Genomic DNA, 25,354 nt, shown 5'->3' with positions numbered 1-25,354 from the left:
GAATTGCGGGGATGCGACCGATAGTCCTTGACTCCGTTCGCGGCGTCGCGCCACACGGCACGCAAACGAACCGAAACAAGGGCTGGCAGAGATGACCATCGCGTTCACCTTTCCGGGACAGGGAAGCCAGGCCGTGGGCATGGGCAAGGAACTCGCCGACGCCTTTCCGGCGGCCAGGGCCGTCTTCGACGAAGTCGACGAGGCGCTCGGCGAAAAGCTGTCGAAAACGATCTGGGAGGGGCCGGAAGAGATCCTGACGCTCACCGCCAACGCCCAGCCGGCGCTGATGGCGGTGTCGCTGGCGGCGCTGTGCGCGCTGGAGTCGCGGGGTTTCTCCCTGAAGGACAAGGTGTCCTACGTGGCCGGTCACTCGCTCGGCGAATATTCGGCGCTGGCCGCGGCCGGGACCTTCTCGATCGCCGACACGGCGCGTCTGCTGCGCATCCGCGGCAACGCCATGCAGGCGGCGGTGCCGGTGGGCGAGGGCGCCATGGCAGCGATCCTCGGTCTCGAGCAGGGCGACGTCGAGGCTGCCTGCGCCGAGGCCGGACCGGGCGTGCAGATCGCCAACGACAATGGCGGCGGGCAACTGGTGATCTCCGGCGGCAAGGCGGCGGTCGAAAACGCTGCAAAGCTCTGCACCGAGAAGGGCGCCAAGCGCGCCATCATGCTTCCGGTCTCCGCGCCCTTCCATTCGGCCTTGATGGCGCCCGCCGCCGAGGCGATGCGCGAGGCGCTGGCAAAGGTCGCGAAGAAGGCGCCTGCCGTGCCGGTCGTCGCCAATGTCGTGGTCCGGCCGCTCGCCGACCCAGACGAGATCGCCGCGCGCCTTGTCGAGCAGGTCACCGGCCGCGTGCGCTGGCGCGAGACGATCGAATGGTTCGGCGCCAACGGCGTGACCACGCTCTACGAGGTCGGCGCGGGAAAGGTTCTGTCGGGCCTGGCGCGCCGCATCAACCGCGACATTGCAACCGCCAATGTTGGAACGCCTGCGGATGTCGAGGCCGCGCTGGCGGCCCTTTGATATCAGCGGTATTGCCTGGCTAACCTGTACTTTGAGGAATCCGGTCATGTTCGATCTCACGGGAAAGAAGGCGCTGATCACCGGCGCAAGCGGCGGCATCGGCGAGGCGATCGCCCGCACCCTGCACGCGCAGGGGGCGACGGTCGGCATTCACGGCACGCGCGTGGAAAAGCTCGAGGCGCTCGCCGCCGATCTCGGCGACCGCGTAAAACTGTTCCCAGCCGACCTGACCAGCCGCGACGAGGTCAAGGCGCTCGGGCAGAAGGCGGAGGCCGATCTGGAAGGCGTCGACATCCTCGTCAACAATGCCGGTATCACCAAGGACGGCCTGTTCGTGCGCATGTCCGACGCCGACTGGGATGCGGTGCTGGAGGTGAATCTCACCGCCGTGTTCCGGCTCACTCGCGAGCTGACGCATCCGATGATGCGCCGCCGCGGCGGCCGCATCGTCAACATCACTTCGGTGGTCGGCGTTACCGGCAATCCCGGACAGGCCAATTACTGCGCCTCGAAGGCCGGCATGATCGGCTTCACAAAATCGCTGGCGCAGGAGATCGCCACCCGCAACGTCACCGTCAATTGCGTGGCGCCGGGCTTCATCGAATCGGCGATGACCGACAAGCTGAACGACAAGCAGAAGGAGGCGATCATGGCCGCGATTCCTTCGAGGCGCATGGGCACCGGCGCCGAGGTCGCGGCGGCGGTGGCCTTCCTCGCGTCGAACGAGGCGGCCTACGTCACCGGCCAGACGATTCACGTCAACGGCGGCATGGCAATGATCTGAGCGTCTGACCCAAAGTCAGGGCTCGCGGCCCGAAATCAGGCGTTTCCGCCTTGGACGGCCTGGTGTTTTCGTGTAATCGGCTTGGAACTGACGGCCAGCGAACAATTCACGGCCGCGACCCGCGCGTCGCGGCGAACATCATCTTTCAGCTTGATTAGCGGCAAGCCGCCCGCTAACGAAGGCACACAACCTAAGACGAGGAAGCCAACATGAGTGACACCGCAGAGCGCGTCAAGAAGATCGTGGTCGAGCATCTCGGCGTTGAAGCCGACAAGGTGACGGAATCCGCGAGCTTCATCGATGACCTGGGCGCCGACTCCCTGGATACGGTCGAACTCGTCATGGCTTTCGAGGAAGAGTTCGGCGTCGAAATCCCGGACGATGCCGCCGAGACGATTCTCACCGTGGGCGACGCGGTGAAATACATCGACAAAGCTTCCGCCTGATCCGTTCGGCATGCCGTCAACGCGTCCAGAAGCTGCGATGAGGCGTGTCGTAGTCACGGGTCTGGGTCTGCTCTCGCCGTTCGGTGTCGGGGTGGATCATGGCTGGAAGCAGATCCTTGCCGGCAGGAGCGCCTGCCGGCGGGTCACCGAGTTCGAGGTCGACGACCTCGCATGTAAGATCGCCCATGTCATCCCGCGCGGCGACGGCAGCGACAGCACATTCCATCCAGAATCCTATCTGGAGCCGAAAGAGCTCCGCAAGATCGGCGATTTCATCCTCTACGGCATCGCCGCGGCGGACGAGGCGCTGAAGGACTCCGGCTGGGAACCCAAGACCGATGAGGATCGCAACGCCACCGGCGTCATGATCGGTTCCGGCATCGGCGGCATCGATGGCATCGCCGACAACGCGCTGTTGCTCAACGAGCGTGGCCCGCGCCGCATCAGCCCCTTCTTCATCCCGGGCAACATCATCAACCTGGTGTCCGGCCAGGTGTCGATCCGCCACGGCCTGAAGGGACCGAACCACGCTGTTGTCACCGCTTGCTCGACCGGCGCCCACGCGATCGGGGACGCGGCGCGGCTGATCATGTTCGGCGATGCCGACGTGATGCTGGCTGGTGGCTCCGAGGCCCCGGTGACGCGGCTGTCGATGGCCGGGTTTGCGGCTTGCCGGGCACTTTCGACCGATCGCAACGACGCGCCGGAGACGGCATCGCGGCCCTTCGACCGCGACCGCGACGGTTTTGTCATGGGTGAGGGCGCCGGCGTGGTCATCCTCGAGGAGCTCGAGCATGCCAAGGCGCGCGGCGCCAAGATATATGCCGAGGTCGTGGGCTACGGCCTGACGGGAGACGCCTATCACATCACCGCACCCGCCGAGGACGGTGACGGCGCGTTCCGCTGCATGACTGCCGCGATCAAGCGCGCCGGGCTCCAGCCTGCCGATATCGATTACATCAACGCGCATGGTACTTCGACCATGGCCGACACGATCGAACTGGGCGCGGTCGAGCGGCTGGTTGGCAATGCCGCCTCCAAAATATCGATGTCGTCGACCAAGTCGGCGATCGGCCATCTTTTGGGCGCCGCCGGAGCCGCCGAGGCCATCTTCTCGGTACTGTCGATCCGCGACAACGTCGTGCCGCCGACCATCAATCTCGACAATCCGGAGCGCGAGACCGCGATCGATCTGGTGCCGCACAAGGCGCGGCAGCGCCAGGTCGACGTGGCTTTGTCAAACTCCTTCGGCTTCGGCGGAACCAACGCGTCGCTGGTGTTCCAGCGTTACAACGGCTGAGGCGGGCCGCCGCTTCAGACTGCCGGGAATTTTGCCATATTCGCGCGTAGTGTCCTGGAAGCGGGTTTCGGCGCAGGAGACAGAGTCATCAGGCTAGGGCGATGAGCGACACACAGACCAGCACAGCCGAGTTCGGCCGCCGGGAAGAGCCGCAGAAGCCGCCCGTTGCGAAGACGGCGAGCGAGGCGTTGCGTCCGGAAAAGGGAACGCCGCCGCCGGTCCGCCGCTCGCGGGCATCGCGCAGCCAGATTGTCGTCTTCATGAACTTCCTCGTCTCGCTGGTGATCCTGGCGGTCGTCGCGGCCGGTCTCCTCGTCTACTTTGGCAGACAAGCCTTCTTCGCGCCGGGACCAACCACGGCGATGAGGACGTTCCTGGTCAAGGAGAACAGCGGCGTCGGCCAGATCGGGTCCCAACTGGAGCAGGGTGGGTTCATCACAGACGCCGTTGTGTTCCGGCTGGGCCTGCGCACTTATGGCGGCAAGGACACGCTGAAGGCCGGCGAATACGAGGTGCCGGTGGGCGCCTCGATGAACGACATCGTCAGGCTATTACAGAGCGGCAAGTCGGTGATGCATTCGCTGACCGTGCCCGAAGGATTGACGGTCGCGCAGGCGTTCCGGCGCATCGCCGACAACGAAGCGCTATCCGGCGCCATGCCGCAGATGCCGCCGGAGGGCAGCCTTGCGGCCGATACCCAACGCTTCACGCGCGGTGCCCAGCGAAAGGCGATTGTCGAAAAGATGCAGGCACAGCAGGCTGCGCTGATCGAAGAGATCTGGGCAAAGCGTGCGCCGGACCTGCCGGTCGCCGACGTCAACGAATTTGTCACGCTGGCTTCGATCGTCGAGAAGGAAACCGGCGTCGATTCAGAACGCCCGCATGTTGCGTCCGTCTTCGTCAACCGGTTGCGCAAGAAGATGCGCCTCCAGTCCGATCCGACGATCATCTACGGTCTGTTCGGCGGCGCCGGCAAGCCGGCCGACCGGCCGATCTATCAGTCCGACATCGAGAAGCCGACGCCCTACAACACCTATGTGATCAACGGTCTGCCGCCGACGCCGATCGCCAATCCCGGGCGGGCCGCGCTCGAAGCTGTGGCCAATCCGCTGCAGACCGACGATCTTTATTTTGTGGCCGACGGCACCGGTGGCCATGTCTTCGCCAGCACGCTCGATGAGCACAACAAGAATGTCGCGCGCTGGCGGGCTGTCCAGAAGCAGCAAGGGCAGGCCGGGACGACCGGCGAGCAGGGCGAGCCCGGCACCGACACTGCGCAATAGCCGCCGCAGCAGCTATTGCAGTTTGCGCCCAACCCGAGTGCAACCTGCCCTAGAGGCTGCAGCCGGGATGTTTGTAGAGATCGGCTTGCGAGAGATCGGGCGGGCACACCACTGCCGCGCTGCCACCCGAACCGTGACCGCACGCCGATGGTTTCACCTGCGTGATGCCGGAATATTTGCCCTGTGAGACGTGGACGCGGACGCAGGTGCTACTGCCGGCGTTCCACCAGGTATTGTTCTTGACGTTGGTGTAGCCCCTGTTCTGCATCTCGCTTTCCGCGCCGGGTGCGCGGGCTCCCACCAGGTCTGCAATATCGGCGGGTGCCTTTGCCAGAGCGAGTGCCGTCAAAGCCAGCAATGTTGCTGCGCTCACGATGAGTCGGGTACGCATGATGCCTCCTGTCGAGCGTCCGAACTCAAGACTATCTCGGGTTGCACCTGTTGGCGAGCCGTGCCTCAGCAAAGCCGCACGGATTCCGAACGCATATGACACCGCCGGTCGGCAGCGGCAGCGGATAGAATGCCGGCATCTAGGTGGCGTCGCTCCGACGCGTCGCCGCGACCTCCGCTTTGCGTGACTGGACGGGGCAGGCGCGAGCCGGTATCCAATGGGCTGACTTCAAAATTGTCCCGGAAGCATCCGCCTTCCAGCGTACGAGTCCATGGAAGGAAGAACCCGCGCCATGATCCTTCAGAGCATGACCGGATTTTCCCGGGCGACGGGCGAGATCGACGGAACATCGATCGCCTGGGAACTCAAATCGGTCAACGGCAAGACGATCGAGGTCAGGCTGCGTCTGCCCCCCGGCTACGAGCGCCTCGAGCAGGGCGTGCGCCAGGCGCTGCAGAAGAGTTTCGCTCGGGGCAATTTCCAGGCGACGCTGACGATCGGGCGCGTCGGCGTCGGCGGCGCGCAGCCGGTCATCAACGAAGCTCTTCTCAAGGACCTTGCCGGCCTCGCCAAACGGCTTCAGGAACAGTTCGGCACTGCGCCGGCCAGCGCAGATGGGCTGCTTGCGCTGCGTGGCGTTTTGGAACCGTCGGAGTTGCAGGAGACGGAGGAGGCGCGCGCCGGCCTCGACGCCGCGATCCTGTCGGCCTTCGATCGTGCTGTCGTTGAGCTTGGCAAGGCCCGCCAGGTCGAAGGCGAAGCGACCGGCGCGGTGCTTCGCGGCCATATCGACACCATCGAGGGGCTGGTTGCACGGGCCGAGGCCGACCCCTCGCGTGAGCCGGCTTCAATCCGCGCCCGGCTCGCCGAACAGGTCGCCCTGCTCATGGACGCCTCTGCCGGACTGGACGAAAGCCGCCTGCACATGGAGGCGGCGTTCCTGGCGACCAAGGCCGACATCCGCGAGGAAATCGACCGGCTGAAGACGCATGTGGCGTCCGGCCGCGCGCTGCTCGCCGCCGGCGGCCCGGTCGGGCGCAAGCTGGATTTCCTTGCTCAGGAATTTAATCGCGAATCAAACACGTTGTGTTCTAAGTCGAACGCGGCCGCGATTACCGCCATCGGCCTTGAACTCAAGGCAGTGGTGGACCAGTTCCGCGAGCAGGTTCAGAATCTGGAGTAGGGATGGAGAACGGACAGCAGAAAGCGGGCATTCGCCGCCGCGGCCTGATGCTGGTTCTGTCCTCGCCATCCGGCGCGGGCAAGTCGACAATTGCCCGCAATCTTCTCGAAAGCGATCACGAACTCAGCCTCTCCGTCAGCGTCACCACCCGTGCCCGCCGCGGCAGCGAGATCGACGGCGTCCACTACCGCTTCGTCTCGCAGCGCGAGTTTGATCGCCTGCGCGATTCCGACGCGCTGCTCGAATGGGCCGAGGTCCACGGCAACTGCTACGCCACGCCGCGCGAGCCGGTGGAGGCGGCCATGGCGGAAGGCCGCGACATGCTGTTCGACATCGACTGGCAAGGCGCCTTGCAGCTCAAGGACAAGATGCGCGCCGACATCGTCTCCATCTTCATCCTGCCGCCTTCCATGACCGAGCTGAAAAGCCGGCTGAAGCGCCGCGCCGAGGATTCCGAAGAGGTGATCGCGCGGCGGCTCGAAAATGCGCGGCTGGAGATCGAGCACTGGCGCGACTATGACTACGTCGTCGTCAACCGCGATCTCGACCGCGCCTTCGGGCAGGTGAAAGCGATCGTCACTGCCGAGCGTCTGCGCCGCGACCGCCGTCCCGGCCTGTTCGACTTCGTCTCGGGATTGTTGGACGAGAAGACGTGATGAACGCCGCCGCCCGGAGCGTGTAGCGTTCGCTCCGGCGGCGACACGCTCCGGGAACGGACTTCGACCATCGCACGTCGAGGACCGACCCAAGCAAAACCGTGCGGCGCTATTTGGTCAGCAGATAGTTGGTGATCATCCCTACGTCCTTTGTGGCCACCCTGACGCGCCACTCCATGGGCATCGGGCTGTAGTAGAGGAAGCCGGCCCTGCCCAGGGCGCTGTATTTCGGCGTGTCGTCGATATATTGCTTGAACCAGCGCCGGGCCGTCCGCGTGGCCAGGTTTTGCACGATCTTCAGGACCGAGCCGGACGGCGCCTTCGTCATGAACGAGGCGAATACATCGAACAATGCCGTGGTCTTCTCGCTTTTGTCGACGACGATAAGCAGGGCCCGCTGAACGAAGGCCCGGTCGATATCGGTTATCTCCAATTCCGCGGGCGCGCCGTTCATCAGGTCGGTTGCCACCTCGACTGTCTCTCCGGCCGAGAGCATCAGTTGTTCCCTGGTGAAGTATAGGTCTGAATATTCCCCGCCTGCGCTCACAGGTTTTAACCCCCAAGTTTTCCGGCCCGGGTTGAAGGTTAAGACCAAGCTTTGCAGCTAGCAAGGCCGGTATTGGCTTGCGGCATCTCACGTAGCTTTCGATTTTCGGAGAGGGCTGTATGCAACCGATTTCGGCAGACCTCAGATAGCGTTCGCCAGCCGTGCGAACTCTTCTACGCTGAGAGTCTCCGCCCGCCGCGTGCCGTCGATCCCCGCTGCCTCCAGCAGCGCCTCGCCGCCGAGGCTCTTCAGGCTCTGTCGCAGCATCTTTCGGCGCTGGCCGAATGCCGATTCGGTCACGCGCTCCAGCCTGCGGATGTCGGCGGGGAGCGGCGTCGCGCGCGGCTCCAGATGCACGACGGACGACGTCACCTTCGGTGGCGGCGTGAAGGCGCGCGCCGGAATGTCGAAGGCGATATCGGCCTTGCAACGCCAGCCGGCAAGCACGCCGAGCCGTCCATAGGCATCGTCACCCGGTTCGGCGACAATGCGCTCCGCGACTTCTCTCTGGAACATCAGAGTGAGCGACTGCCAGAACGGCGGCCACGCAGCCGGCGTCAGCCAGCGGATCAGCAGCTCGGTGCCGATATTGTAGGGAAGGTTGGCGACGATCTTGACGGTCTCGCCCTGCGCCAGCGCCGCCATGTCGGTCTTCAGCGCATCCGCCGCGACGACCTCCAGCCGTCCGGGATAATGCGCGGAGATTTCAGCGAGCGCCGCCAGGCAGCGCTCGTCGCGCTCGATCGCCACAACCCGCTTCGCGCCGTGCATCAGCAGCGCGCGGGTCAGGCCTCCGGGGCCGGGGCCGACCTCGACGACGGTGGCGCCGCTCAGTTCGCCCGCGGTCCGTGCGACCTTGCCGGTCAGGTTGAGGTCGAGCAGGAAATTCTGCCCGAGCGACTTCTTCGCCTGCAGCCCATGCTGCTCGATCACGTCGCGCAGCGGCGGCAGGCCGTCGGCTGCGAGTGTCATCGCACGGTCCGTGCGGCCATGTTGCCGGCGAGCCTCAGCGCCGCGATCAGGCTGTCCGGCCTCGCCACGCCCTTGCCGGCGATGTCGAAGGCGGTGCCGTGGTCGGGCGATGTGCGGATGAAGGGCAGGCCGAGCGTGACGTTGACGGCGTCGTCGAAGGCAAGCGTCTTGGCCGGGATCAGCGCCTGGTCGTGATACATGCAGATCGCCGCGTCATAGGTCTTTCGCGCCCGCGCGTGGAACAGCGTGTCGGCCGGCAGCGGCCCGCGCGCGTCTATGCCCTCGCCTTGCAATGCTTCCACCGCCGGTCGCACGATCCTTTCGTCCTCGAGACCCATCGAGCCGTCCTCGCCGGCATGCGGATTGAGTCCGGCGACCGCGAGGCGGGGTCTTTGGATGCCGAAACGCCGCCGCAGCTCCCCGGCGACGATCTTGCAGGTCTCGAAAATGTCCTGCTGGCGAAGCTGCGCCGGCACCTCGGCCAACGCGATGTGGATCGTGACCGGCACTGTCCGCAGGTCCGGCCCGGCGAGCAACATCACCGGCCGCGCCGACACGCCGGTGCGCGCCCGCGCCAGCTCCGCCAGATATTCCGTGTGGCCGGGGAACCGGAAGCCTCCGTCATAGAGCACTTTCTTGGCGATAGGGCAGGTGACCACCGCCGAAGCCCGGCCATCGAGCGTGTCCGCCACCGCCCGGTCGATGGATTCGAGTATGCCCGGCACATTCGCCACGTCCGGCTCGCCGGGCCGGTCTGCGAATCGCGCTGCGAGCGGCGCCACCGGCAGTGCTTGTGCGAAACTCCTGCCGGCGTCTACCGGCGCGACCTCGGTGACCGGCACGTCGAGTCCGAGGCGTTTGGCCCGGTTCGCCAAGAGAGCCGCGTCGCCGAGCAGGTAGAAACATGGCACCCCGGCCTTGCGCCGCAACCACGCTGCGAGCGCCACTTCCGGCCCGATCCCGGCGGGGTCGCCGGCCGTCAGCGCCAATGGCGGTCGATCCGGCGAAGGCATGGGGCGCTCAAAAGTCTTGTTGGTGGAACAGTCTTACACGGAACCCGCATCGATCGCGCCGACATGGGCTTCCCGCAGGGCGAGAGCCTATGAAAATCAGCGCTCGGTGATCTTCGCGCGCTCGCGCAACTCGGTCATGTATTTCTTGTCGAGTTCGCCGGCCTGATCATCCTCGCTGCCCTCGGCCTGGAAGACAGACTTGGCGACGCGGTCGTCCGAAACCTCTCGCGTGCGGCAGATGCCGATGAATTCGACGCCGCGGTCGGTCTCGCGAACCGGCGTCGCACCGCCGATCTTGGTCGCCTTGATTTGCTCGGCCCAGTCGCCCGGTAGTTCCGGCGCCAGCACGCGTCCGAGATCACGCACGGTCACGTCGATCAGGCCCTTGGCGAATTCGCGGGTGCTCTCGCAGCTTGTGAAGCGCTGGCGCATGGCCTCGGCTTCCTTCTTGCGCTTGCCCATGGAACCGCGTTCGGATGCAGGTACGACGAAGATCACCTGCTGCAGCACGTATTCGGTGGCCGACGGCTTGTTGCCGCCGTCCTGCAGCATGCGGCGCACCGCGTCCTGTTCGCTCATCGTGCCGCCCTGCGCCCGGAAGCGGGCAGACAACACCCGGTTCCATCCAAGCTGGGTGCGAATGTAGTCCTTGAAATGCTGAGCGGTGACGCCAGCCTTGTCGAGGACGCCGTTCAACTGTGCCGGCGTCATCTTGTTCGACTTCGCGAAACGAGCGTAGGCCGCATCCACCTCCGTGTCGGCCATCCTGATGTTGAGGCGCCTCATCTCGCCCTGCTTCAGCGTCTGATCGATCATGTCGTCGGCGGCAAGCTTCGTCAGGTTTCCCTTCTTGCGCTGCAGCTTCAGGAAGGCGGCGCGCCGCTGAATGTCGTAGTTGGTGACCGGTACGTTGTTGACGACGTATTTGATCTCGCTCGCGGCATAGGCGGGGCCCACCGTCGGCACGGAAAATGCGGCCGCGACGATGAAGATGGCCGCATTGAGCGACAGAAGCGTTTTTCTCACGGAGGCGATCCTCACGGAATCCGTTCTCTTTCCTGCTGCTTACCAAACTGCTCGATGGACGATGTCTTGGGCGAAACGATGACGCGCCCGAACTCTAGCGGACAAACGAATTCGTATCGTTGGAGCCGAAGGACGTCGTCCCGTCGCCGACGTCGCCGAGCGTGCGCAATGAAATGCTGAACCCGAACTTCCGCTCGTCGTCGTCGCTGCCGTCGACGTCGCGCGAATTCGACAAGGTGAAGGCAAAGGCGAAACATTCATCGTCATAGGCCAAGCCGATGGAATCGGAAACCATGATGTCCGCCTCGATGTCGTAGGTTCCCGACCCGAACACACGCCAGTTCTCGTGGAAGCGGAGCGATGCACCGGCACCGACCTCGTGACGATCCTCGTCGAAACCGTAAAGCGGCTGCGATTGGATGAAGGTGTAATTGCCGATGAGGCTCACCGGTCCGCTCACATAGCCCGCCTTGGCCTCGGAGCGGCGAAGTTCCAAAGTCTGTTCGTCGAACCGGCCGCTCACCGAGGCCGACAGGCCGTATGGCGCAGCGAAGCCGACAAGACCCACATAGTCCGACGTGTCGGTTTCCAGGCCGGATTCCGCGCCCGCATGAACGAGGTCGGGTGAGGTGAAGGAGTTCTCGCCGGCGATGTGGTAGGACTGACCGAACAGCGCGTTGGTCATCCAGCCATTGTCGTAGGTGCCGCTGTAGCGAAGGCCGAGATTGGCTCGGGTTCCACCCTCGATGCGGTCATAGCCCGAAAATTTGTCGCGTTCGAACAGCGTGCTGGCATCGAAGACGAAGCTCTGGGCATCCTCGTTGGGGATCGCATAGACAGAACCGTATTTTTCGTCCGGTCGGGCGAACAACTGCGCCATCGGCTCCAGCACATGCGAGGAGTTGGCGCTGGAGAACAGCACCGGCCAGCGCACCTCCATGCCGGCGGTAGCCATCACACGGTTGTAGTCGGAGCGGATGTCGACTGGCGCGGCGGCGCCGGGAGTGGTGGCGAGCGCATTGATGGCGTCGACCGAAGCCTGCGACTGGTTGACATAGGTGGTGTCGGCCTGGAATTGCAGCAGCGGCGTCACCACAAGTCCACCGTCGGTGACGAAGGAGCGCCTCCACTCGGCCTCTGCCGTCAGCCGGCTTGAATAGCCTTCGATGCCCTGGACAAGATCGTCCCGCAGGTTCTCGTCCGCATCGAAGGTCGAATCGTCGAGCCGCGAGCGGTATATGGAGCGGGCATTGACGTCGAGGCGTAACTCGCCTCCGGCAATGGGCTCGTCCGGAATGTAGCTGTAGTCGAAGCTCGGCAGCACCCAGGGCTGATAGTCGTCGGTCGAGAATGGACTGGAATCCAACTCGTCTTCCTGAACGTCGAATTTCATGCCGCGCAGGTCGAAAAAATTGCGATCGTTCAGGCCGGTCAGGTAGATTTCCGACCTTTGCACAAAGCTGTCGAAGCCTTCGATTCCGTAGGTCCGCGAAAAGTTCTTGTCGCTCTGGTACAGGATGTCCCAACCGAACTCCCAACGCGGATTGATGTCGAACCGGCCCTTGGTGCCGACCATGGCGCGCCAGTCGTTCGGATCGCCGGTCGGGCCCGAATTGACGCTGTTCTGGTCGTCGAAATTGCCGGGATCCTCCTGGTGGATGCCGGCGATCTTCAGGCTGTACTCGCCATTGTTGAAGCGCTGCCGCCACTCGGCCTGGCCCAGGAAACCCTGCTGGGTGTAGCCCGTCCCGGTCAGGGTCAGGTCCATGGTCGGCGAAATGGCGAAATAGTAGGGAACCGATATGCCGTAGCCGAGATCCGAACTACCCCCGAAACTGGGGAAGAGGAATCCGCTCTTGCGCTTCACTGTCGGGTCGGCGATCTCGAACGCCGGCAGGGTGGCGATCGGAAAGCCGAAGAACTCGAAACGCGACTGTTCGAAACGGACCGTCTTGGTCTTGCCGTTCCAGACGATCTTCTTGGCCTTGATGCGCCACACCGGCGCACGATCCGGCTCCTCTTCGCAGGGTGCGCAAGCGGTGTAGACGCCGTTGTTGAAGGTGGTCACCAGGCCACCCTTGCGCTCGGCGCTTTCGGCCGCGAAGTAGGTCTTGTCGATCGTCTCGACCCGAAGCGCGTTGACGAAGCCGTCTGCGAAGTCGTCGGTGATGTCGATCTCTTCGGAAAAGACCTTAGTGCCGCTGCTGTCGATGATCTGCACGCCGCCGCTCGCCACCAGGCGCGACGTCTTGCGGTTGTAGCTCACCTTCTGGGCGACAAGCTTGTTGCCGCCGTAATCGATCCGCACCCCGCCGACGGCCGTCACCATGTCGGCGTCGACGTCGTAGACGAGCGTGTCGGCTTCCAGCAGCATCTGCGAATCGCTTGGCGCTTCGCCCGCCATGCGCTCGGCGAGCGCGCCCACGTCCTGCGCGGCCGCGAAGCCGGCGGCGCCGAGACCGAGCGCACAGGCCATTGCCGTCGTGGCGTAAAGGCGCACGAGGCGAGCCGCTCTGGGTCTGTATGCGTCTGACGGACCCCTCACTAGCCGTCTTCCTTGTAAAGCAGGAACGTAACCCCGAAGAACAATGTGACCACCACCGGCAACCAAGCAGCCACATAAGGTGGCACGAATCCAGCGTTGCCGAAGGCCCTCACCAGAACAGACACCACATAAAGCAGAAAGCCAGCTAGCGCGCCACCCAGAATCATCGTGATGGATTGGCCGAGCCTGGCGAAGCGCATCGACACGGTCGCGGCGATCAGCGTCATTGCCACAAGCAGCATCGGCAGCGCCACGAGCGAGTGGAATTGCATGGAGAAGGCATTGGCCTTCAACCCGAACGTGCGTGCCACCTCGATCTTCGAGGGCAATTCGAAGAAGGGAATCGTCTCCGGTTGCGCCAGCCGTTCCTGCACGAATTGCGGTGTCAGGTTGGTGGGAACGCGGTCCTCCGCCACCGTCTCGACCTGCTGGCCGTCGCGCTGGCGCCTGACATCCCGCAACTCCCAGTAGCCGTCGCGCAGGTAGGCGCGGCGTGCATCGCGGCGTTCTACGATGTTGCCTTCGGGATCGAAGGAGAAGAAGGTTGTGTCGACCAGTTCCAGCCCCTGGTTGAGCACCATCTTGGCGCCGACGATCGTGTCTGTGTCGGCGGTCTTCTGGCGAATCCAGGGCACGTTGAAGGCCGTCGGCGGCGCCAGATCGCCCTCCCTCAGATGGGCTTCGATGTTTTCTGCGCGCGCCAATCCGCGCGCGGCGATCGGGTTCAGCACGAAGATGGTCAGCAGACCGACGACGAATGCCGCAAGACAGATCGGGAACAGGAACTGCCAGGCCGAGATGCCTGCGGCCCTTGCGATCACCAGTTCGTATTTGCGGTTGAGCGAGACCAGCGTCGCCATCGCGCCGAACAGGCAGATGAAGGGAATGACCTGCTGGACGATCATCGGCACGCGCAGGATGGAGATCGCCAGCGCGATCTGCACCGTGAAATTCTTGAGGGCCGAGGTGCGGCTCGACAGTTCCGTGAAATCGATCAGGAACACCAGCGCGAAGATTCCGACCAGGAACCACGCCGTGATCGTCGCATAGCGCAGGAAGAAGTAGCGTCCGAGCGTCCAGATCATGGCGCCGATCCTTGCCCGGGTTCGGTGCCGCCCCTTATGCGCAGGAAGGCCATGCGGTCGCCGATGCGGCGCGACCATGCCGTCAGCGATTCAGCCCAGGTCACCGGCAGTTCCATCGACCGGTTCGTGGCGATGAACCATATGCAGATTGCCGATGCCGCGATCGGCACCGCATAGATCAGCGGAATGAACAGCACCGACGACTGTGCCTGGTTGCCGATGAAGAAACCCAGCCAGCGCACGAACAGCGCAAGCGTCAGCGTGGTGACCAGAGGATGGATGCGGCCTTCGCGGTGCGATTTCGCATCTGCGGCGACCGCAAGCCCGATCAGCGCGAAGACGATCGAGTACGGCCATTCGGCGAGGCGTCTGTGAAGGTGGGCGCGAAATTCCTGCGGTTTTTGCTGAAACATCGGATCGTTCGGATCCGGATCGAAAAGGTAAAGAAGGTTGCGGTCCTTTGCATACATCTTGCTGCCTTCCGATTTGGAAGCCAGCGCCGACAGGTCGAAGGCATAGGAATCGAACCGAATCACGGACACGTCGCCATTGCGCGATTTGCGCTGCACCATGCCGTCGTTCATCACCAGCGTCCGGTCGTCTCCTTCCTCCACCACCGACCCGCGTTTGGCGTAGTAGATGAAATCGACACCCTCTTCGCGCGAATCGGCAAGGAAAACGCTGCTCAGATCGCCGCCCGGCAGCCGCTCGCCGATCTGGATGTAGAGCCCCTTCTCGACCTGGCGGAACGAGCCTTCCTGCACCACCAGCGAGATCAGGTCGGCCCGCGCGCTGGCGAGCAACCGGCGGAATTCCAGCTTGGACAGCGGGTCGATGACGTTGGCGAACAGGAACGAAGCAAGGCTGGCGATCGTCGCCAGCACCAGGATAGGCTTCACCACCGTCCAGCGCGAGGCGCCTGAGGCATTGATCACCGCCAGTTCCGAATCGGTATTCATCGAGGCGAAGATCTGCGCGACCGTGATCGCGATCGAGAACGGCAGCACTTCGGGCACGACCGAAGGCAGGATCAGGCTCGCCAGATACATGAAGTTGCCGGCGCTCTGGCCGTTGCTGGTCACCAGGTCGAGGCGCGGTAGCACCTGGGTGACCCAGACGATCGCCATCGTGCCGCTTAGCGTCGCGATGAAGGTCAACAGGCCCTTCGTGAAGATGTAGCGCTCGATGACGTTCATCAGCGGAGGAATTCCATGGCCGTCCCTCGGAGCCCGCCGAGGACGGAGCCCGTCTAACCTATGCGCCAGCCCGAGGTAGTTCAACTGGCGCGACCCCCGCCTCATCGCCGCGCCCTGTCCCGGATGACCTCATTGTCGACCGCCTAGGGCTAAGAAACCGCCAAGAGGCAGGGTTAATAGCTGCTTAACGGCAGATCGCAAATTTTAAACATAGCGAAGGCTGGGCGAAAATTCATCTTCGACGTTCGCAGCGGCCGGCCACGGCCAAACGCCGCGCTCGCCCGGCGTTCCGCGGCAGCGGCGACGGTTTGACGACGATTTCGCTACGGTGCACCCTTGGTACAGGTGAAGATTCTTGCCAAACCGGCGAAAACTCACAAAGGTTGCGCCGCCAGAAGCCGTGGAAGTGGATGCCGATGACCCTTAGACCCGTGATAAGCTTTGCCAAGCTCGCACCTCCCAAAAAGGGGGCGGCGATCGTGCTCGCGGCGGAGGACAATGGCCTTTCCGGCGCGGCCAAGGCCTGCGATCCGCGCAACGTGCTGCCGCGGGCTTTCGAGGTCGCCGAATTCAAGGGCAAGTTCGGCGCCGCCGTCGACGTCCTCGCGCCGGAGCAATCGCCGCTCGACCGCATCATTGCCGTCGGAGTGGGCAAGACGTCGGCGATCACCGAACATTGCTGGTGGCGGCTCGGCGGCGCGATCGCCGCGCAGTTGAAGAAAGGCAAGGACGCGACCGTCGTCGCCGAACTCCCCGACGTCGCGATCGGCCCGCAGGAGGCGGCGGCAATCGCCGCTGGCATCCAGTTGCGCGCCTACAGCTTCGACACCTACAAGACCAAGAAGGACGACAACGGCGCCGCGCCGGACAAGGCGGCCCGCATCACCGTGCTCTGCGCCAACCCGGCCGCGGCCAAGAAGGCCTTCGCAGAGACGGAAGGGGTGGTCGACGGTGTGTGGCTGGCGCGCGACCTGGTCAACCAGCCGGCCAATGTGCTCGGCCCGGTCGAATTCGCCGCCAGGGCGTCGGAGTTGAAGGAACTCGGCGTCACCGTCGAGGTGCTGACCGAGAAGGAAATGCGCAAGCTCGGCATGAACGCTCTGCTCGGCGTCGCCCAGGGTTCGGTGCGGCCGCCCCGGCTGGTGGTCATGCAGTGGAATGGCGGCAAGGCGAAGGACAAGCCCGTCGCCTTCATCGGCAAGGGTGTCGTCTTCGACACGGGCGGCATCTCGATCAAGCAGGCCGCCGGCATGGAAGACATGAAGGGCGACATGGGGGGCGCTGCAGCCGTGACCGGACTGATGCATGTGCTCGCCGCCCGCAAAGCCAAGGCCAATGTCGTCGGCATAATCGGCCTCGTTGAGAACATGCCCGACGGCAATGCCCAGCGCCCGGGCGACATCGTCACCTCGATGTCGGGCCAGACCATCGAGGTCATCAACACCGACGCGGAAGGCCGCCTCGTTCTGGGCGACGCGCTCTGGTACTGCAACGACCGTTTCCAGCCGAAATTCATGGTCGATCTGGCGACGCTGACCGGTGCCATCATGGTCGCGCTCGGCAACCAGTATGCCGGCCTGTTCTGCAACAATGACGAACTGGCCGAGCGACTCGCCGCCGCTGGCCAGGCCACGCAGGAGCGGCTGTGGCGCATGCCGATGGGCGCCGAATACGACAAGATGATCGACACCAAGAACGCCGACATGAAGAACACCGGCGGCCGCTTCGGCGGGTCGATCACCGCCGCGCAGTTCCTTCAGCGTTTCGTCAAGGACACGCCGTGGGCGCATCTCGACATCGCCGGCACAGCGATCTCCTCGCCGGCCACCGAGATCAACCAGTCCTGGGCTTCGGGGTTTGGCGTGCGGTTGCTCGACCGGCTGGTCCGCGACCACTACGAAGGCTGACGCGACTGCTAAGACACAGGCGGGCATGACCGACGTCCTTTTCTACCATCTGACCGAATCGACGCTCGAGGATGCGCTGCCGGCGCTGCTCGAGAAGACGGTGCAGCGCGGCTGGCGGGCAGTTGTCCAGACCGGCAGCGAGGAGCGCCGCGACGGGCTGGACCTGCATCTGTGGACCTATCGCGACGATTCGTTCCTGGCGCACGGCACCGACCGCGAGCCGCATGCCGATGCCCAGCCGATCCTGCTTACGGTCGCTGAGGACAATCGCAACGCCGCCACCATCCGTTTTGTCGTCGATGGCGCTTCGCCGCCGCCGGCGGAGGCCTATGAGCGTATGGTCTTCATGTTCGACGGCCACGACGCCGCGCAGGTCGAGGAGGCGCGCGGCCAGTGGAAGATCCAGAAGGCCGCCGGCCACACGGTGACCTATTGGCAGCAGACCCCCGACCGCCGCTGGGAGCGCAAGGCGTGAAGGCGGTGGAGTTCCGCGCATGACGCGCGTCATTTTCCTGCTGATCTTTTTGATCGGCGCCGGCATCGGCTTCGCCTATCCCTGGGCGATGCAGAACCGCACCGCCCACGAGATCGGCACATGGCGGGTGGGAGACGCGGGCGGCTTCCAGCCCATCGATGCGCGGCTGACGGGCGCGGATGCGCCGGTAAAGGCGGTGATCGATCTCGCGGCCGTCCTGCCGCAAGACTTCGATGCCGGGGCGCGGGTGCTGACCATCACGGCGGCGACCGACGGCAGGACCGTGCTTGCCAATACGCTGACGCTCGACAGCGCGGAAAAACGCGAGGAGTCGCCGCAGACGCATCTTCAGGTGTTTCGCATCGAGGCGGGCTCGATCCCGGAAGTCGGCGACGCAGGCTATACGTTCACCGTCGGGCCGGGTGACGCCGAGGGCATCCGGGTCTCGTCCGTCGATCTGCTGCTTTTCGGCGGCGGGTCCTACGACCAGCGCGCGCAACCCGTGGGTTTCTCGCTCATGGCGATCGGCATGATCGGCTTTCTCCTGACGTTTCGGCGCCGCGCCGACGGCGGCAACGGCGGAACCAAACCGCCGCCGAAACCGCGCTGGGGCAGGGACGCAGGCCAGCCCTGAAGGCGATAGCGACATGAACTATCGTCACGCCTTCCACGCCGGTAATTTTGCGGATGTCGTCAAGCATGCGGTGCTGGCCCGGCTGGTGGAGTATCTGAAGCTCAAGGACAAGGCGTTCCGGGTCATCGACACCCATGCGGGCGTCGGCCTCTATGACCTGTCGGGCGACGAAGCCGGGCGCACCGGCGAATGGCGGAACGGCATCGGCCGGCTGGCCGGCGCGCCTCTGCCGCCGGCCGCCGCCGAATTGCTCGCCCCGTATCTTCAGGCCGTCGCGGCCGTCAATGCGGGCAACGGACTGACGCGTTATCCCGGCTCGCCGACAATCGTCCGCCACCTGCTGCGCAAGCAGGATCGGCTTACGGCGATCGAGCTTCACCCGCGGGACGCCGCCGACCTCGCGGAGAACTTTGCGGGCGACCATCAGGTGCGTGTCATCGAACTCGACGGCTGGCTGGCGCTCGGCGCACATCTGCCGCCGAAGGAAAAGCGCGGACTGGTCCTGGTCGATCCGCCTTTCGAACAGCCCGGCGAATTCGACCGGCTGTTGCAAGGGCTCGCGAAGGCGCACCGCCGCTGGTCGGGCGGCATCTATGCGCTCTGGTATCCGATCAAGGACCGGGATGCCGTCGAGCGATTCGCCGACGGCCTGAAAGAATCCGGCGTCCCGAAGATCCTCGACATCCGTTTCTTCGTCCGCGCGCCGTCCGCCGAGCCGACGCTCGACGGCACCGGCATGATCGTGGTCAATCCGCCCTTCACGCTGGAGGCCGATCTGCGCGTCATCCTGCCGGCCCTGCGGGCGGTGCTCTGCGAAACGCCGTCGGCCCCATGGTCGCTTGAATGGCTGGCGAGCGATGCGGCGGGCGCTTGACCCGCGACTGGCCATTTAGCAGAGTGATTTTGGACTCATATCCATCCGGACCGATCGCGAGGGCTCTATGTCGCACGTCGTCAAAACCGTTGTCGCGGCCGCAATGGCCCTCGGCAGCTTGGCCTTGGCCCCAGCCTCTCACGCCGCTGACTATCTGGTCCATCGGGGCAAGGAGATCAGCGCCTGCGCAGACGGACGCTATCTCGCCAAGATCAGGCAACGCTTTATCCATCAGGTTAGCAACGTGCCGAACCTGCCGAATGTCCGCATCGAGGATTTCCGCGACATCCACGAGCATCGCTATTTCCCCGAAACCGAGGAATGGCCCATCGCCCGTCGCTATTGCGGCGCGACGGTGCTGCTGTCGGATGGTCACCAGCGCGACCTCTGGTATCTGATCGAGGGTCGCATGGGGTTTGTCGGCATCGGCGAGAATGTCGAATTCTGCGTGTCGGGCTTCGACCGCTGGTTCGTCTACAACGGGGCCTGCCGCGTCCTGCGATGACCTGAGCATGTCCGGCGGCATGTGGCGGCGACGGGCGGCTGTCCTGCTCGGCGCGGCCCTGCTCACTCTTGCCGGTTGCGACCAGCAACCGGCCGCGACCGCCGAATTGAAACAGGCGGTTGCCGATGCGGGCAAGAAAATCCCGCTCGGAAAAGGGTTTGATTTCTACGTCCTGTCGCTGTCCTGGTCGCCGAGCTATTGCGAAGCGGAAGGCGAAAACGCCAACCGCCAGCAATGCGCTGCCGGCCGGCCCTACGCATTCGTCGTCCATGGCCTGTGGCCGCAGTTCGAGCGCGGTTTTCCGGAGGATTGCGGCCTCGAGGATCGCGACGTCGACAACGACATGGTGCGTTCGCTTTACGATCTGATGCCGTCGGCCGGCCTGATCCGCCATCAATGGCGCAAGCACGGCACCTGCTCCGGCCTGTCGCAGGCAGACTATTTCAAGGCTCTGCGGTTTGCTCGCGAGCGCGTCGTGGTGCCTCAGGAGTTCCGCCGGCTGGACGACTATCGTACGCTGGCGCCCGGCGACGCCGAAAAATCCTTTCTCAACTCCAATCCCGGGCTCGGCGCCGCCGATGTCGCCGTCACCTGTGACCGAAAATTCCTGCGCGAGGTGCGCATCTGCATGACCAAGGATCTCGACTTCCGCGCCTGCCCGGAGGTCGACCGCCGGGCCTGCCGCGCCGCCAAGGTGGTGATGCCGCCGATGCGCGGCGGCTAGGCGAATTTGTCCAACAAATTCGCAGCGATGTTTCCGCACAGCACGGATCGTCGCCACGGAGCGGAAAAGTCCGCGCTGGCCGTTGGTTCTTTGCTTTGCGGCGTCGGGCCGGCCGCACTTCATGACGTGTCGGGAGTTTCCAGCGCGTAGACGGCCAGCGCGTGGGCGTGCGCCAAAATTTCGTCTATCTCGCGGATGTTGCGCGGATGGGTCGCGTGCGGGTCGTAGCGCGACAGCCGTCCGCCGGGTGGACGCCCGCGCCGCAGCGGCGAGACGCGTCGGAAGCGGACTGTGCTGCCACCTTGATTGCTTTGCGCGGCCGCTGCGCGGGCTTGCCTGTCCCGCGCACGCGCTGCGTCGCGGCGCGCCTTCCAGCGGGCAAAGCGTTTGGCCTGGCCCGGCAGGTCGTCGAGTGCGCGGCCCAGCGCCTCAAGCCGCTGGCCAAGACGCGATGCATTGACCGGATCATCGGGCGACGGCGGCGCAGGCAAGGGGCGGCAGGATGCGCTGTCATCGAGCGACCTGATGCGCGGCACGGCGTGCGCGGGCACATAGCGGCGGCGGATGCGGAACGGGTTCTTCAGCGGATCGAGCAGCGACAGGTTTGTTACGCGCGGTCGTGTGGCGCGCAGCGCGGCGGCTTTCCTGGCCGCTTCGGCGCGCGCAAAATCGGCATTCGACATGGTGACGGCGATGCCGAGGCTGCGCAGGACCGGCTCGACGGATTTGGGCTTCGGTTTTCGCGGGCGAAACGGCGGCAGGGTCACGACGAGACCGCGCGCGGCCGCGATGATCAGCCGCCGCGCCGCGGATTCGGCCGGACGGAGCAGTTTGAGGATGGCGCGGTGGAGATGGCGCGGCAGGGTGGCCCCGCCACCGCCCAGCTCGGCCATGCCGACAAGCATCGCCAGCAGGCGCTTCAGCGCCTCCCAGTTCTTGTCGATCGCCGGACTTACCTCCATCGCCACCGCCTCCTTCCAGCACGGGCGACCAGGATTATCGCTCCGTCGGGAAAGAGGGGGATAACTTTCTGGAAAATAACCCTGACAGTTGCTGGCAAGGGCCGGCACTGAAGGATCGCCGGGGCGAGCTATCCTCTTGCAATCCCAGCAGAAACCAGGGCCAACCTGCTTTCGACGTCTGTGCCGCCCCTCACTGTCCTGCCGGATATCTCTCCCCGTACACGGGGAGTAGGTCCTTGGGAATGCTCGACAGAAAAGTGCCCGTCCTTAAAAAAAGCGATGCCGCGCGTGCCTGTATCGCGCGGCATCGCTTCATCGTCCGCCTGACCACGAGCGGACAATCTTGACCGTGTCCGTGCGATCAGAAGATCGTTGCGGTCGGCATGCCCAGCGCCATCGCTCCGGCATATTCGGCCTGCGGGCCAGCCTGCAGCGGGTGGAAGCGCGCGCCCTGCACGTCGCGGAAACAGCGCTCCAGCCCGTTGGCGCGGTAGAAGCTGGCGCCGCCGGCGAGCTCCATCGCCAGCTCGACCGCACGGATCGCGTGCGTGGCGACAAGAGTGCGGCCGATCATCACCTCGTTGACCGAATCGGCCGAGGGCGCGTTGCGCGCGACGATCTCCAGCATCCAGCGGTGCGCCAGTTGCGCGGCCCGAAGTGCGGTATCCATCTCGCCGGCCAGCCGCAATGCATGCGGGCCCGGCCGCTTCTTCTTGGCCATTTCCACGGCGATCTCGCGGGCGTTCTCGGCCACGCCCAGATAGACGGCGTAGATCAGCGGAAAAGCGATGGTCGCGATAATCTGGAACAGCGGGTGCCATTCGCCGCTCTTGCGCGTTACCGCGACGCCGGCGTCGGGCACGAAATGATCCTCGATCACCACGTCGTTGGAGCCGGTGCCGCGCATGCCCATCGCCCGCCACGTCTCCTCGATCTTCACCGCCGGCGACGACATCGGCAGGCCGAAATGGATCACCGAGGCCGATCCGTCCTCGCCGCGCAGCACTGCGCCGGTCATCAGCACATTGCCGGTGGCAGCGCCCGAGGTGAACACCTTGCGGCCCGACACGCGGTAACCGCCGTCGACCTTCACCGCCTCGCCGGAGCCGGCGATCCAGTCGGACCCGCCGCTGGAGAGCAGCAGGATGCGCTCGCCGGCGACGCGCTTCAGCAGCGGCTCCACCGCCACCGCGTTCTGGTGCTTCCAGCGCCAGGCGGGAATGGCGACCTGGTGCGTGTGCATGGCGAAGGCCAGCGCGGTCGAGGCGCAATGGCGGGCGAGTTCGCGCAGCATCGCGGCAAGCTCGGCCACTTCGGCGCCACCTCCACCCAGTTCCGCCGGCACGCCGGCCTCCACCAGACCGGCCTCCTTCAGCGTAGCGAAGTTCGCGGCGACGAAGCGGTCGTTGGCGTCGGCATCGTCGGCGAGCTCGGCGAACTGCGGTCCGAGTTGTCGCGCGATTGCCATGACGTCGGTGCGGCGCAGCGCGCCGGCGGGTTCTGCTCTGAGGGGTGCGGTCATTGTTGTATCTCCTACCGAATGTTGCAGAGTTCCACATTCTTCCAGGCCGCGACCCGAAACAAGTACAGGAACTGTACCGCTCGCAATGGTCCTGGAACGATCCTGAACCGCAGGCCGGCCGACGCTTGGCAAGTTCAACAGCAGCAGTGTATTCTCATACGAAAGAATTTTCCCGGAGGATGCATGGAAGACCGTGGTGGATACGGGCAGTTCTGTCCAGTTTCGATGGCCGCCGAAGTTTTGTGCACGCGCTGGACCATGCTGGTGGTGCGCGAGTTGCTTTACGGCTCCAAACGTTTCAACGACCTGCGCCGCGGCGTGCCGCGCATGTCGCCGGCGCTCCTGTCCAAGCGCCTGAAAGATCTGGAAAAATGCGGCATCATCGACGCCGTGCCGGGCGAGCGGGGCGGCACGGAGTACCGGCTTTCCTCGGCCGGCGAGGAGTTGAAGCCCGTCGTGTTGTCGATGGGCCTGTGGGGTCACCGCTGGGTCGAATCCCGGCTGACCCTGAAGAATCTCGACCCGTCATTGCTGATGTGGGACATAAGGCGAAAACTCAATCCGCAGCCGTTGCCGCCCGGCCGCTGCACGATTCAGTTTCAGTACCCCGAATTGCCGGAGGCGCAGAAGAATTGGTGGCTGGTCATCGATGCGGGCACGGTGGATTTGTGCAATTTCGACCCTGGGTATGAACTGAACCTGCTGGTGCGCAGTTCGCTGTACACAATGACCGCGATCTGGATGGGCATCGCAGCGATCCCGTCGGAGATCGCAGCCGGACGGCTGGAACTCGCCGGAGAGCGGCCGGTCGCCAGCGCCATGCAGAAATGGATGGGTTTCAGCCCCTTCGTCCACGAGCAGCGCGCGGTGGCGTGAGGCACGCCACTTTCCCTCCCCCTTGCGGGGAGGGTGCCGAGCGAAGCGAGGCGGGAGGGGTTGTTGCGGCAGTGTTGCGACGCAAAGCAACGTTGGCGTTTGGCCGCACCGATCCCACCCGGCCGCTACGCGGCCACCCTCCCCGCAAGGGGGAGGGGCAAAGGTCGCGAAATCCGATTGCCTCAGCCGATATTCGGCCATAGCTTCGCCGGCATCCCTTGCCGGAGAATCTGCATGCCCAAAGTGCTCTACGCGCCAGCTTCGCCCTACAGCGCGAAAGTCCGGATGGCGGCCGCCTATGCCGGCGTGCCCATCGAAATGCACAAGGTGGAAACCGGCCCCCAGCCGGAGGAACTGACCTCCGTCAATCCGCTCGGAAAGATCCCGTGCATGGTGCTGGACGACGGCAGTTCGTTGTTCGACAGCCGCGCCATCGTCCAGCACTTGAACCGCCTGTCCGGCAATGCGCTGTTCCCGAAAAATCCGGCGAGACGCCTTGAAGCCGAGCGGCTGGAGGCCTGGGCCGACGGCATCTGCGACTGTCTGCTGGCGCATGTCTACGAGCGGCGCATGCGCCCGGAGGAAAAGATCCACCAGCCCTGGCTCGACCTGCAATGGTCGAAGGTCGTCCGCTCGCTCGACCTGCTCAACGCCAGCCCGCCGAAGTTTGGCAAGAAGCCGAATGGCGGCCACATCGCGTTGCGCGCCACCCTCGGCTATCTCGACCTGCGCTTCGCCGGGCAATGGGAGCGCGGCCGGGTGAAGCTGAAGCGCTGGGCCGCCCGCTTCGACGAGAAATTCCCGGCGCTGAAGGACTGCCTGCCGGCCTGAGGCCCGCCTTTCACGCCTGCGTGGACGGAGCGTCCGGCCGAAGACGCGCCTGACCGGCCGACCCATTGCGGCGCATGAAAAAGGCCCGGACGAGCCCGGGCCTTTTTCCGATGAGACGGCGAAATCAGCCGCGGCGGGCGTCGATCGACAGCGCGCCGGGACCGAAGGCGGCGAGCACCAGCAGGCCGCCGGTGATCGAGACGTTCTTGAGGAAGAACAGAAGCTGGACCTGGTCGGCGAAGTTGGTGTGCGCGATCAGCGTGGCTGCGACGGTGAAGACGGCGATGGCGATCGCTGCGATGCGGGTCTTGAAGCCGACGAGGATGGCAAGCCCGCCGAAAAACTCGAGCAGGCCGATCACGACCGCCGCGATGACCGGCAGCGGCAGGCCGATGCTGCCGAACCAGCCGGCGGTGCCGGAAATGTCGGTGAGCTTGCCGAAGCCGGCGAAGATGAACAGAATCGACAGAAGCACGCGGCCGACAAGCACGACGGCCGCGCCGGCGGCATTGCTGGAGGCAGTGGCGGTGGAAACGTTGGACATGGGAAGGTCTCCGGAAGGTTTCAGGTCACCGGAGACATAACCCAGTTCG

At 64.8% G+C, this 25,354-nt stretch carries 26 protein-coding genes; 15 read left to right on the top strand and 11 right to left on the bottom strand.

Translation table 11 applies throughout. From position 1 onward, the window contains the following. Positions 1 to 91: 91 nt before the first annotated feature. The 5 genes from fabD (at position 92) to mltG (ending at position 4,837) form a co-directional block, all read left to right on the top strand. Entirely contained in the window at positions 92 to 1,024 is a 933-nt protein-coding gene (fabD, locus tag RB623_RS13660; protein ID WP_308057392.1) for an ACP S-malonyltransferase, read from the top strand. Positions 1,025 to 1,070: 46 nt separating this feature from the next. Further along, the gene (fabG, locus tag RB623_RS13655; RefSeq protein ID WP_308057391.1) at positions 1,071 to 1,808 is read left to right on the top strand and encodes a 3-oxoacyl-[acyl-carrier-protein] reductase; all 738 of its coding nucleotides are present in this window, start codon (positions 1,071 to 1,073) and stop codon (positions 1,806 to 1,808) included. A gap of 209 nt (positions 1,809 to 2,017) precedes the next feature. Further along, positions 2,018 to 2,254 carry an acyl carrier protein gene (locus tag RB623_RS13650; RefSeq protein ID WP_308057390.1) on the top strand — a complete coding sequence of 79 codons (237 nt, stop codon included), beginning with the start codon at positions 2,018 to 2,020 and terminating at the stop codon, positions 2,252 to 2,254. 37 nt (positions 2,255 to 2,291) lie between these two features. After that, positions 2,292 to 3,554, top strand: a complete 1,263-nt coding sequence (fabF, locus tag RB623_RS13645; RefSeq protein WP_308057389.1) for a beta-ketoacyl-ACP synthase II — start codon at positions 2,292 to 2,294, stop codon at positions 3,552 to 3,554. Positions 3,555 to 3,655: 101 nt separating this feature from the next. After that, positions 3,656 to 4,837, top strand: a complete 1,182-nt coding sequence (gene mltG, locus RB623_RS13640; RefSeq protein WP_308057388.1) for an endolytic transglycosylase MltG — start codon at positions 3,656 to 3,658, stop codon at positions 4,835 to 4,837. A gap of 49 nt (positions 4,838 to 4,886) precedes the next feature. On the opposite strand, the gene RB623_RS13635 is transcribed toward mltG, so the two are convergent. Then, on the bottom strand, positions 4,887 to 5,228 hold the full coding sequence (locus RB623_RS13635; RefSeq protein ID WP_308057387.1) for a hypothetical protein: 342 nt from the start codon (positions 5,226 to 5,228) through the stop codon (positions 4,887 to 4,889). A gap of 292 nt (positions 5,229 to 5,520) precedes the next feature. Between RB623_RS13635 and RB623_RS13630 the strand changes: the two genes are divergently transcribed. After that, positions 5,521 to 6,411, top strand: coding sequence for a YicC/YloC family endoribonuclease (locus RB623_RS13630; RefSeq protein ID WP_308057386.1), 891 nt, complete (start codon positions 5,521 to 5,523; stop codon positions 6,409 to 6,411). A 2-nt stretch (positions 6,412 to 6,413) separates the two neighbouring features. Beyond that, entirely contained in the window at positions 6,414 to 7,067 is a 654-nt protein-coding gene (gmk, locus tag RB623_RS13625) for a guanylate kinase (RefSeq protein WP_308057385.1), read from the top strand. Between the two features lie 109 nt (positions 7,068 to 7,176). Here the strand turns inward: gmk and RB623_RS13620 are convergent, their stop codons facing one another. From RB623_RS13620 to lptF, 7 genes are all read right to left on the bottom strand, one after another. Next, positions 7,177 to 7,536, bottom strand: a complete 360-nt coding sequence (locus RB623_RS13620; protein ID WP_308057384.1) for a hypothetical protein — start codon at positions 7,534 to 7,536, stop codon at positions 7,177 to 7,179. Positions 7,537 to 7,755: 219 nt separating this feature from the next. Next, on the bottom strand, positions 7,756 to 8,586 hold the full coding sequence (gene rsmA, locus RB623_RS13615; RefSeq protein ID WP_308057383.1) for a 16S rRNA (adenine(1518)-N(6)/adenine(1519)-N(6))-dimethyltransferase RsmA: 831 nt from the start codon (positions 8,584 to 8,586) through the stop codon (positions 7,756 to 7,758). Then, positions 8,583 to 9,599 carry a 4-hydroxythreonine-4-phosphate dehydrogenase PdxA gene (pdxA, locus tag RB623_RS13610; protein WP_308057382.1) on the bottom strand — a complete coding sequence of 339 codons (1,017 nt, stop codon included), beginning with the start codon at positions 9,597 to 9,599 and terminating at the stop codon, positions 8,583 to 8,585. The genes rsmA and pdxA overlap by 4 nt, the downstream gene beginning before the upstream one ends. A gap of 96 nt (positions 9,600 to 9,695) precedes the next feature. Then, a complete protein-coding gene (locus tag RB623_RS13605) occupies positions 9,696 to 10,634 on the bottom strand; it encodes a SurA N-terminal domain-containing protein (protein ID WP_308057445.1) in 939 nt (312 codons plus the stop codon). A gap of 85 nt (positions 10,635 to 10,719) precedes the next feature. Then, positions 10,720 to 13,101 carry an LPS-assembly protein LptD gene (locus RB623_RS13600; protein ID WP_308057444.1) on the bottom strand — a complete coding sequence of 794 codons (2,382 nt, stop codon included), beginning with the start codon at positions 13,099 to 13,101 and terminating at the stop codon, positions 10,720 to 10,722. 68 nt (positions 13,102 to 13,169) lie between these two features. After that, entirely contained in the window at positions 13,170 to 14,255 is a 1,086-nt protein-coding gene (gene lptG, locus RB623_RS13595) for an LPS export ABC transporter permease LptG (protein ID WP_308057381.1), read from the bottom strand. Further along, on the bottom strand, positions 14,252 to 15,451 hold the full coding sequence (gene lptF / locus RB623_RS13590) for an LPS export ABC transporter permease LptF (protein WP_308057380.1): 1,200 nt from the start codon (positions 15,449 to 15,451) through the stop codon (positions 14,252 to 14,254). The genes lptG and lptF overlap by 4 nt, the downstream gene beginning before the upstream one ends. 416 nt (positions 15,452 to 15,867) lie before the next feature. Here lptF and RB623_RS13585 point away from each other — a divergent pair, with 416 nt between their 5' ends. The 6 genes from RB623_RS13585 to RB623_RS13560 all read left to right on the top strand — a co-directional run bounded on the left by RB623_RS13585 (position 15,868) and on the right by RB623_RS13560 (position 20,570). Next, entirely contained in the window at positions 15,868 to 17,358 is a 1,491-nt protein-coding gene (locus RB623_RS13585) for a leucyl aminopeptidase (protein WP_308057379.1), read from the top strand. Between the two features lie 25 nt (positions 17,359 to 17,383). Continuing rightward, complete coding sequence (locus RB623_RS13580) at positions 17,384 to 17,833, top strand: DNA polymerase III subunit chi (RefSeq protein WP_308057378.1); 450 nt, start codon at positions 17,384 to 17,386, stop codon at positions 17,831 to 17,833. 19 nt (positions 17,834 to 17,852) lie between these two features. Further along, the gene (locus RB623_RS13575; protein ID WP_308057377.1) at positions 17,853 to 18,467 is read left to right on the top strand and encodes a hypothetical protein; all 615 of its coding nucleotides are present in this window, start codon (positions 17,853 to 17,855) and stop codon (positions 18,465 to 18,467) included. A gap of 13 nt (positions 18,468 to 18,480) precedes the next feature. After that, on the top strand, positions 18,481 to 19,341 hold the full coding sequence (locus RB623_RS13570; RefSeq protein ID WP_308057376.1) for a 23S rRNA (adenine(2030)-N(6))-methyltransferase RlmJ: 861 nt from the start codon (positions 18,481 to 18,483) through the stop codon (positions 19,339 to 19,341). Between the two features lie 67 nt (positions 19,342 to 19,408). After that, a complete protein-coding gene (locus RB623_RS13565) occupies positions 19,409 to 19,846 on the top strand; it encodes a hypothetical protein (RefSeq protein WP_308057375.1) in 438 nt (145 codons plus the stop codon). A 7-nt stretch (positions 19,847 to 19,853) separates the two neighbouring features. Next, entirely contained in the window at positions 19,854 to 20,570 is a 717-nt protein-coding gene (locus tag RB623_RS13560; RefSeq protein WP_308057374.1) for a ribonuclease T2, read from the top strand. A gap of 119 nt (positions 20,571 to 20,689) precedes the next feature. On the opposite strand, the gene RB623_RS13555 is transcribed toward RB623_RS13560, so the two are convergent. Both RB623_RS13555 and RB623_RS13550 read right to left on the bottom strand, forming a co-directional pair. Beyond that, complete coding sequence (locus RB623_RS13555) at positions 20,690 to 21,532, bottom strand: hypothetical protein (RefSeq protein ID WP_308057373.1); 843 nt, start codon at positions 21,530 to 21,532, stop codon at positions 20,690 to 20,692. A 361-nt stretch (positions 21,533 to 21,893) separates the two neighbouring features. Beyond that, the gene (locus tag RB623_RS13550; protein WP_308057443.1) at positions 21,894 to 23,000 is read right to left on the bottom strand and encodes an acyl-CoA dehydrogenase family protein; all 1,107 of its coding nucleotides are present in this window, start codon (positions 22,998 to 23,000) and stop codon (positions 21,894 to 21,896) included. Positions 23,001 to 23,237: 237 nt separating this feature from the next. On the opposite strand from RB623_RS13550, the gene RB623_RS13545 reads away from it, so the two are divergent. Further along, a complete protein-coding gene (locus RB623_RS13545) occupies positions 23,238 to 23,930 on the top strand; it encodes a helix-turn-helix domain-containing protein (protein ID WP_308057372.1) in 693 nt (230 codons plus the stop codon). Between the two features lie 234 nt (positions 23,931 to 24,164). Further along, positions 24,165 to 24,761, top strand: coding sequence for a glutathione S-transferase family protein (locus RB623_RS13540; RefSeq protein ID WP_308057371.1), 597 nt, complete (start codon positions 24,165 to 24,167; stop codon positions 24,759 to 24,761). Positions 24,762 to 24,885: 124 nt separating this feature from the next. Here RB623_RS13540 and RB623_RS13535 read toward each other — a convergent pair whose 3' ends face one another. Then, positions 24,886 to 25,305 carry a DoxX family protein gene (locus RB623_RS13535; protein ID WP_308057370.1) on the bottom strand — a complete coding sequence of 140 codons (420 nt, stop codon included), beginning with the start codon at positions 25,303 to 25,305 and terminating at the stop codon, positions 24,886 to 24,888. Between the last annotated feature and the right edge of the window lie 49 nt (positions 25,306 to 25,354).

The organism is Mesorhizobium sp. LHD-90 (assembly GCF_030929505.1).
Classification (GTDB): Bacteria; Pseudomonadota; Alphaproteobacteria; order Rhizobiales; family Rhizobiaceae; genus Kumtagia.
The sequence above is the reverse complement of the archived record's forward strand: the minus strand, read 5'-3'. Positions and strand labels throughout refer to the sequence as shown.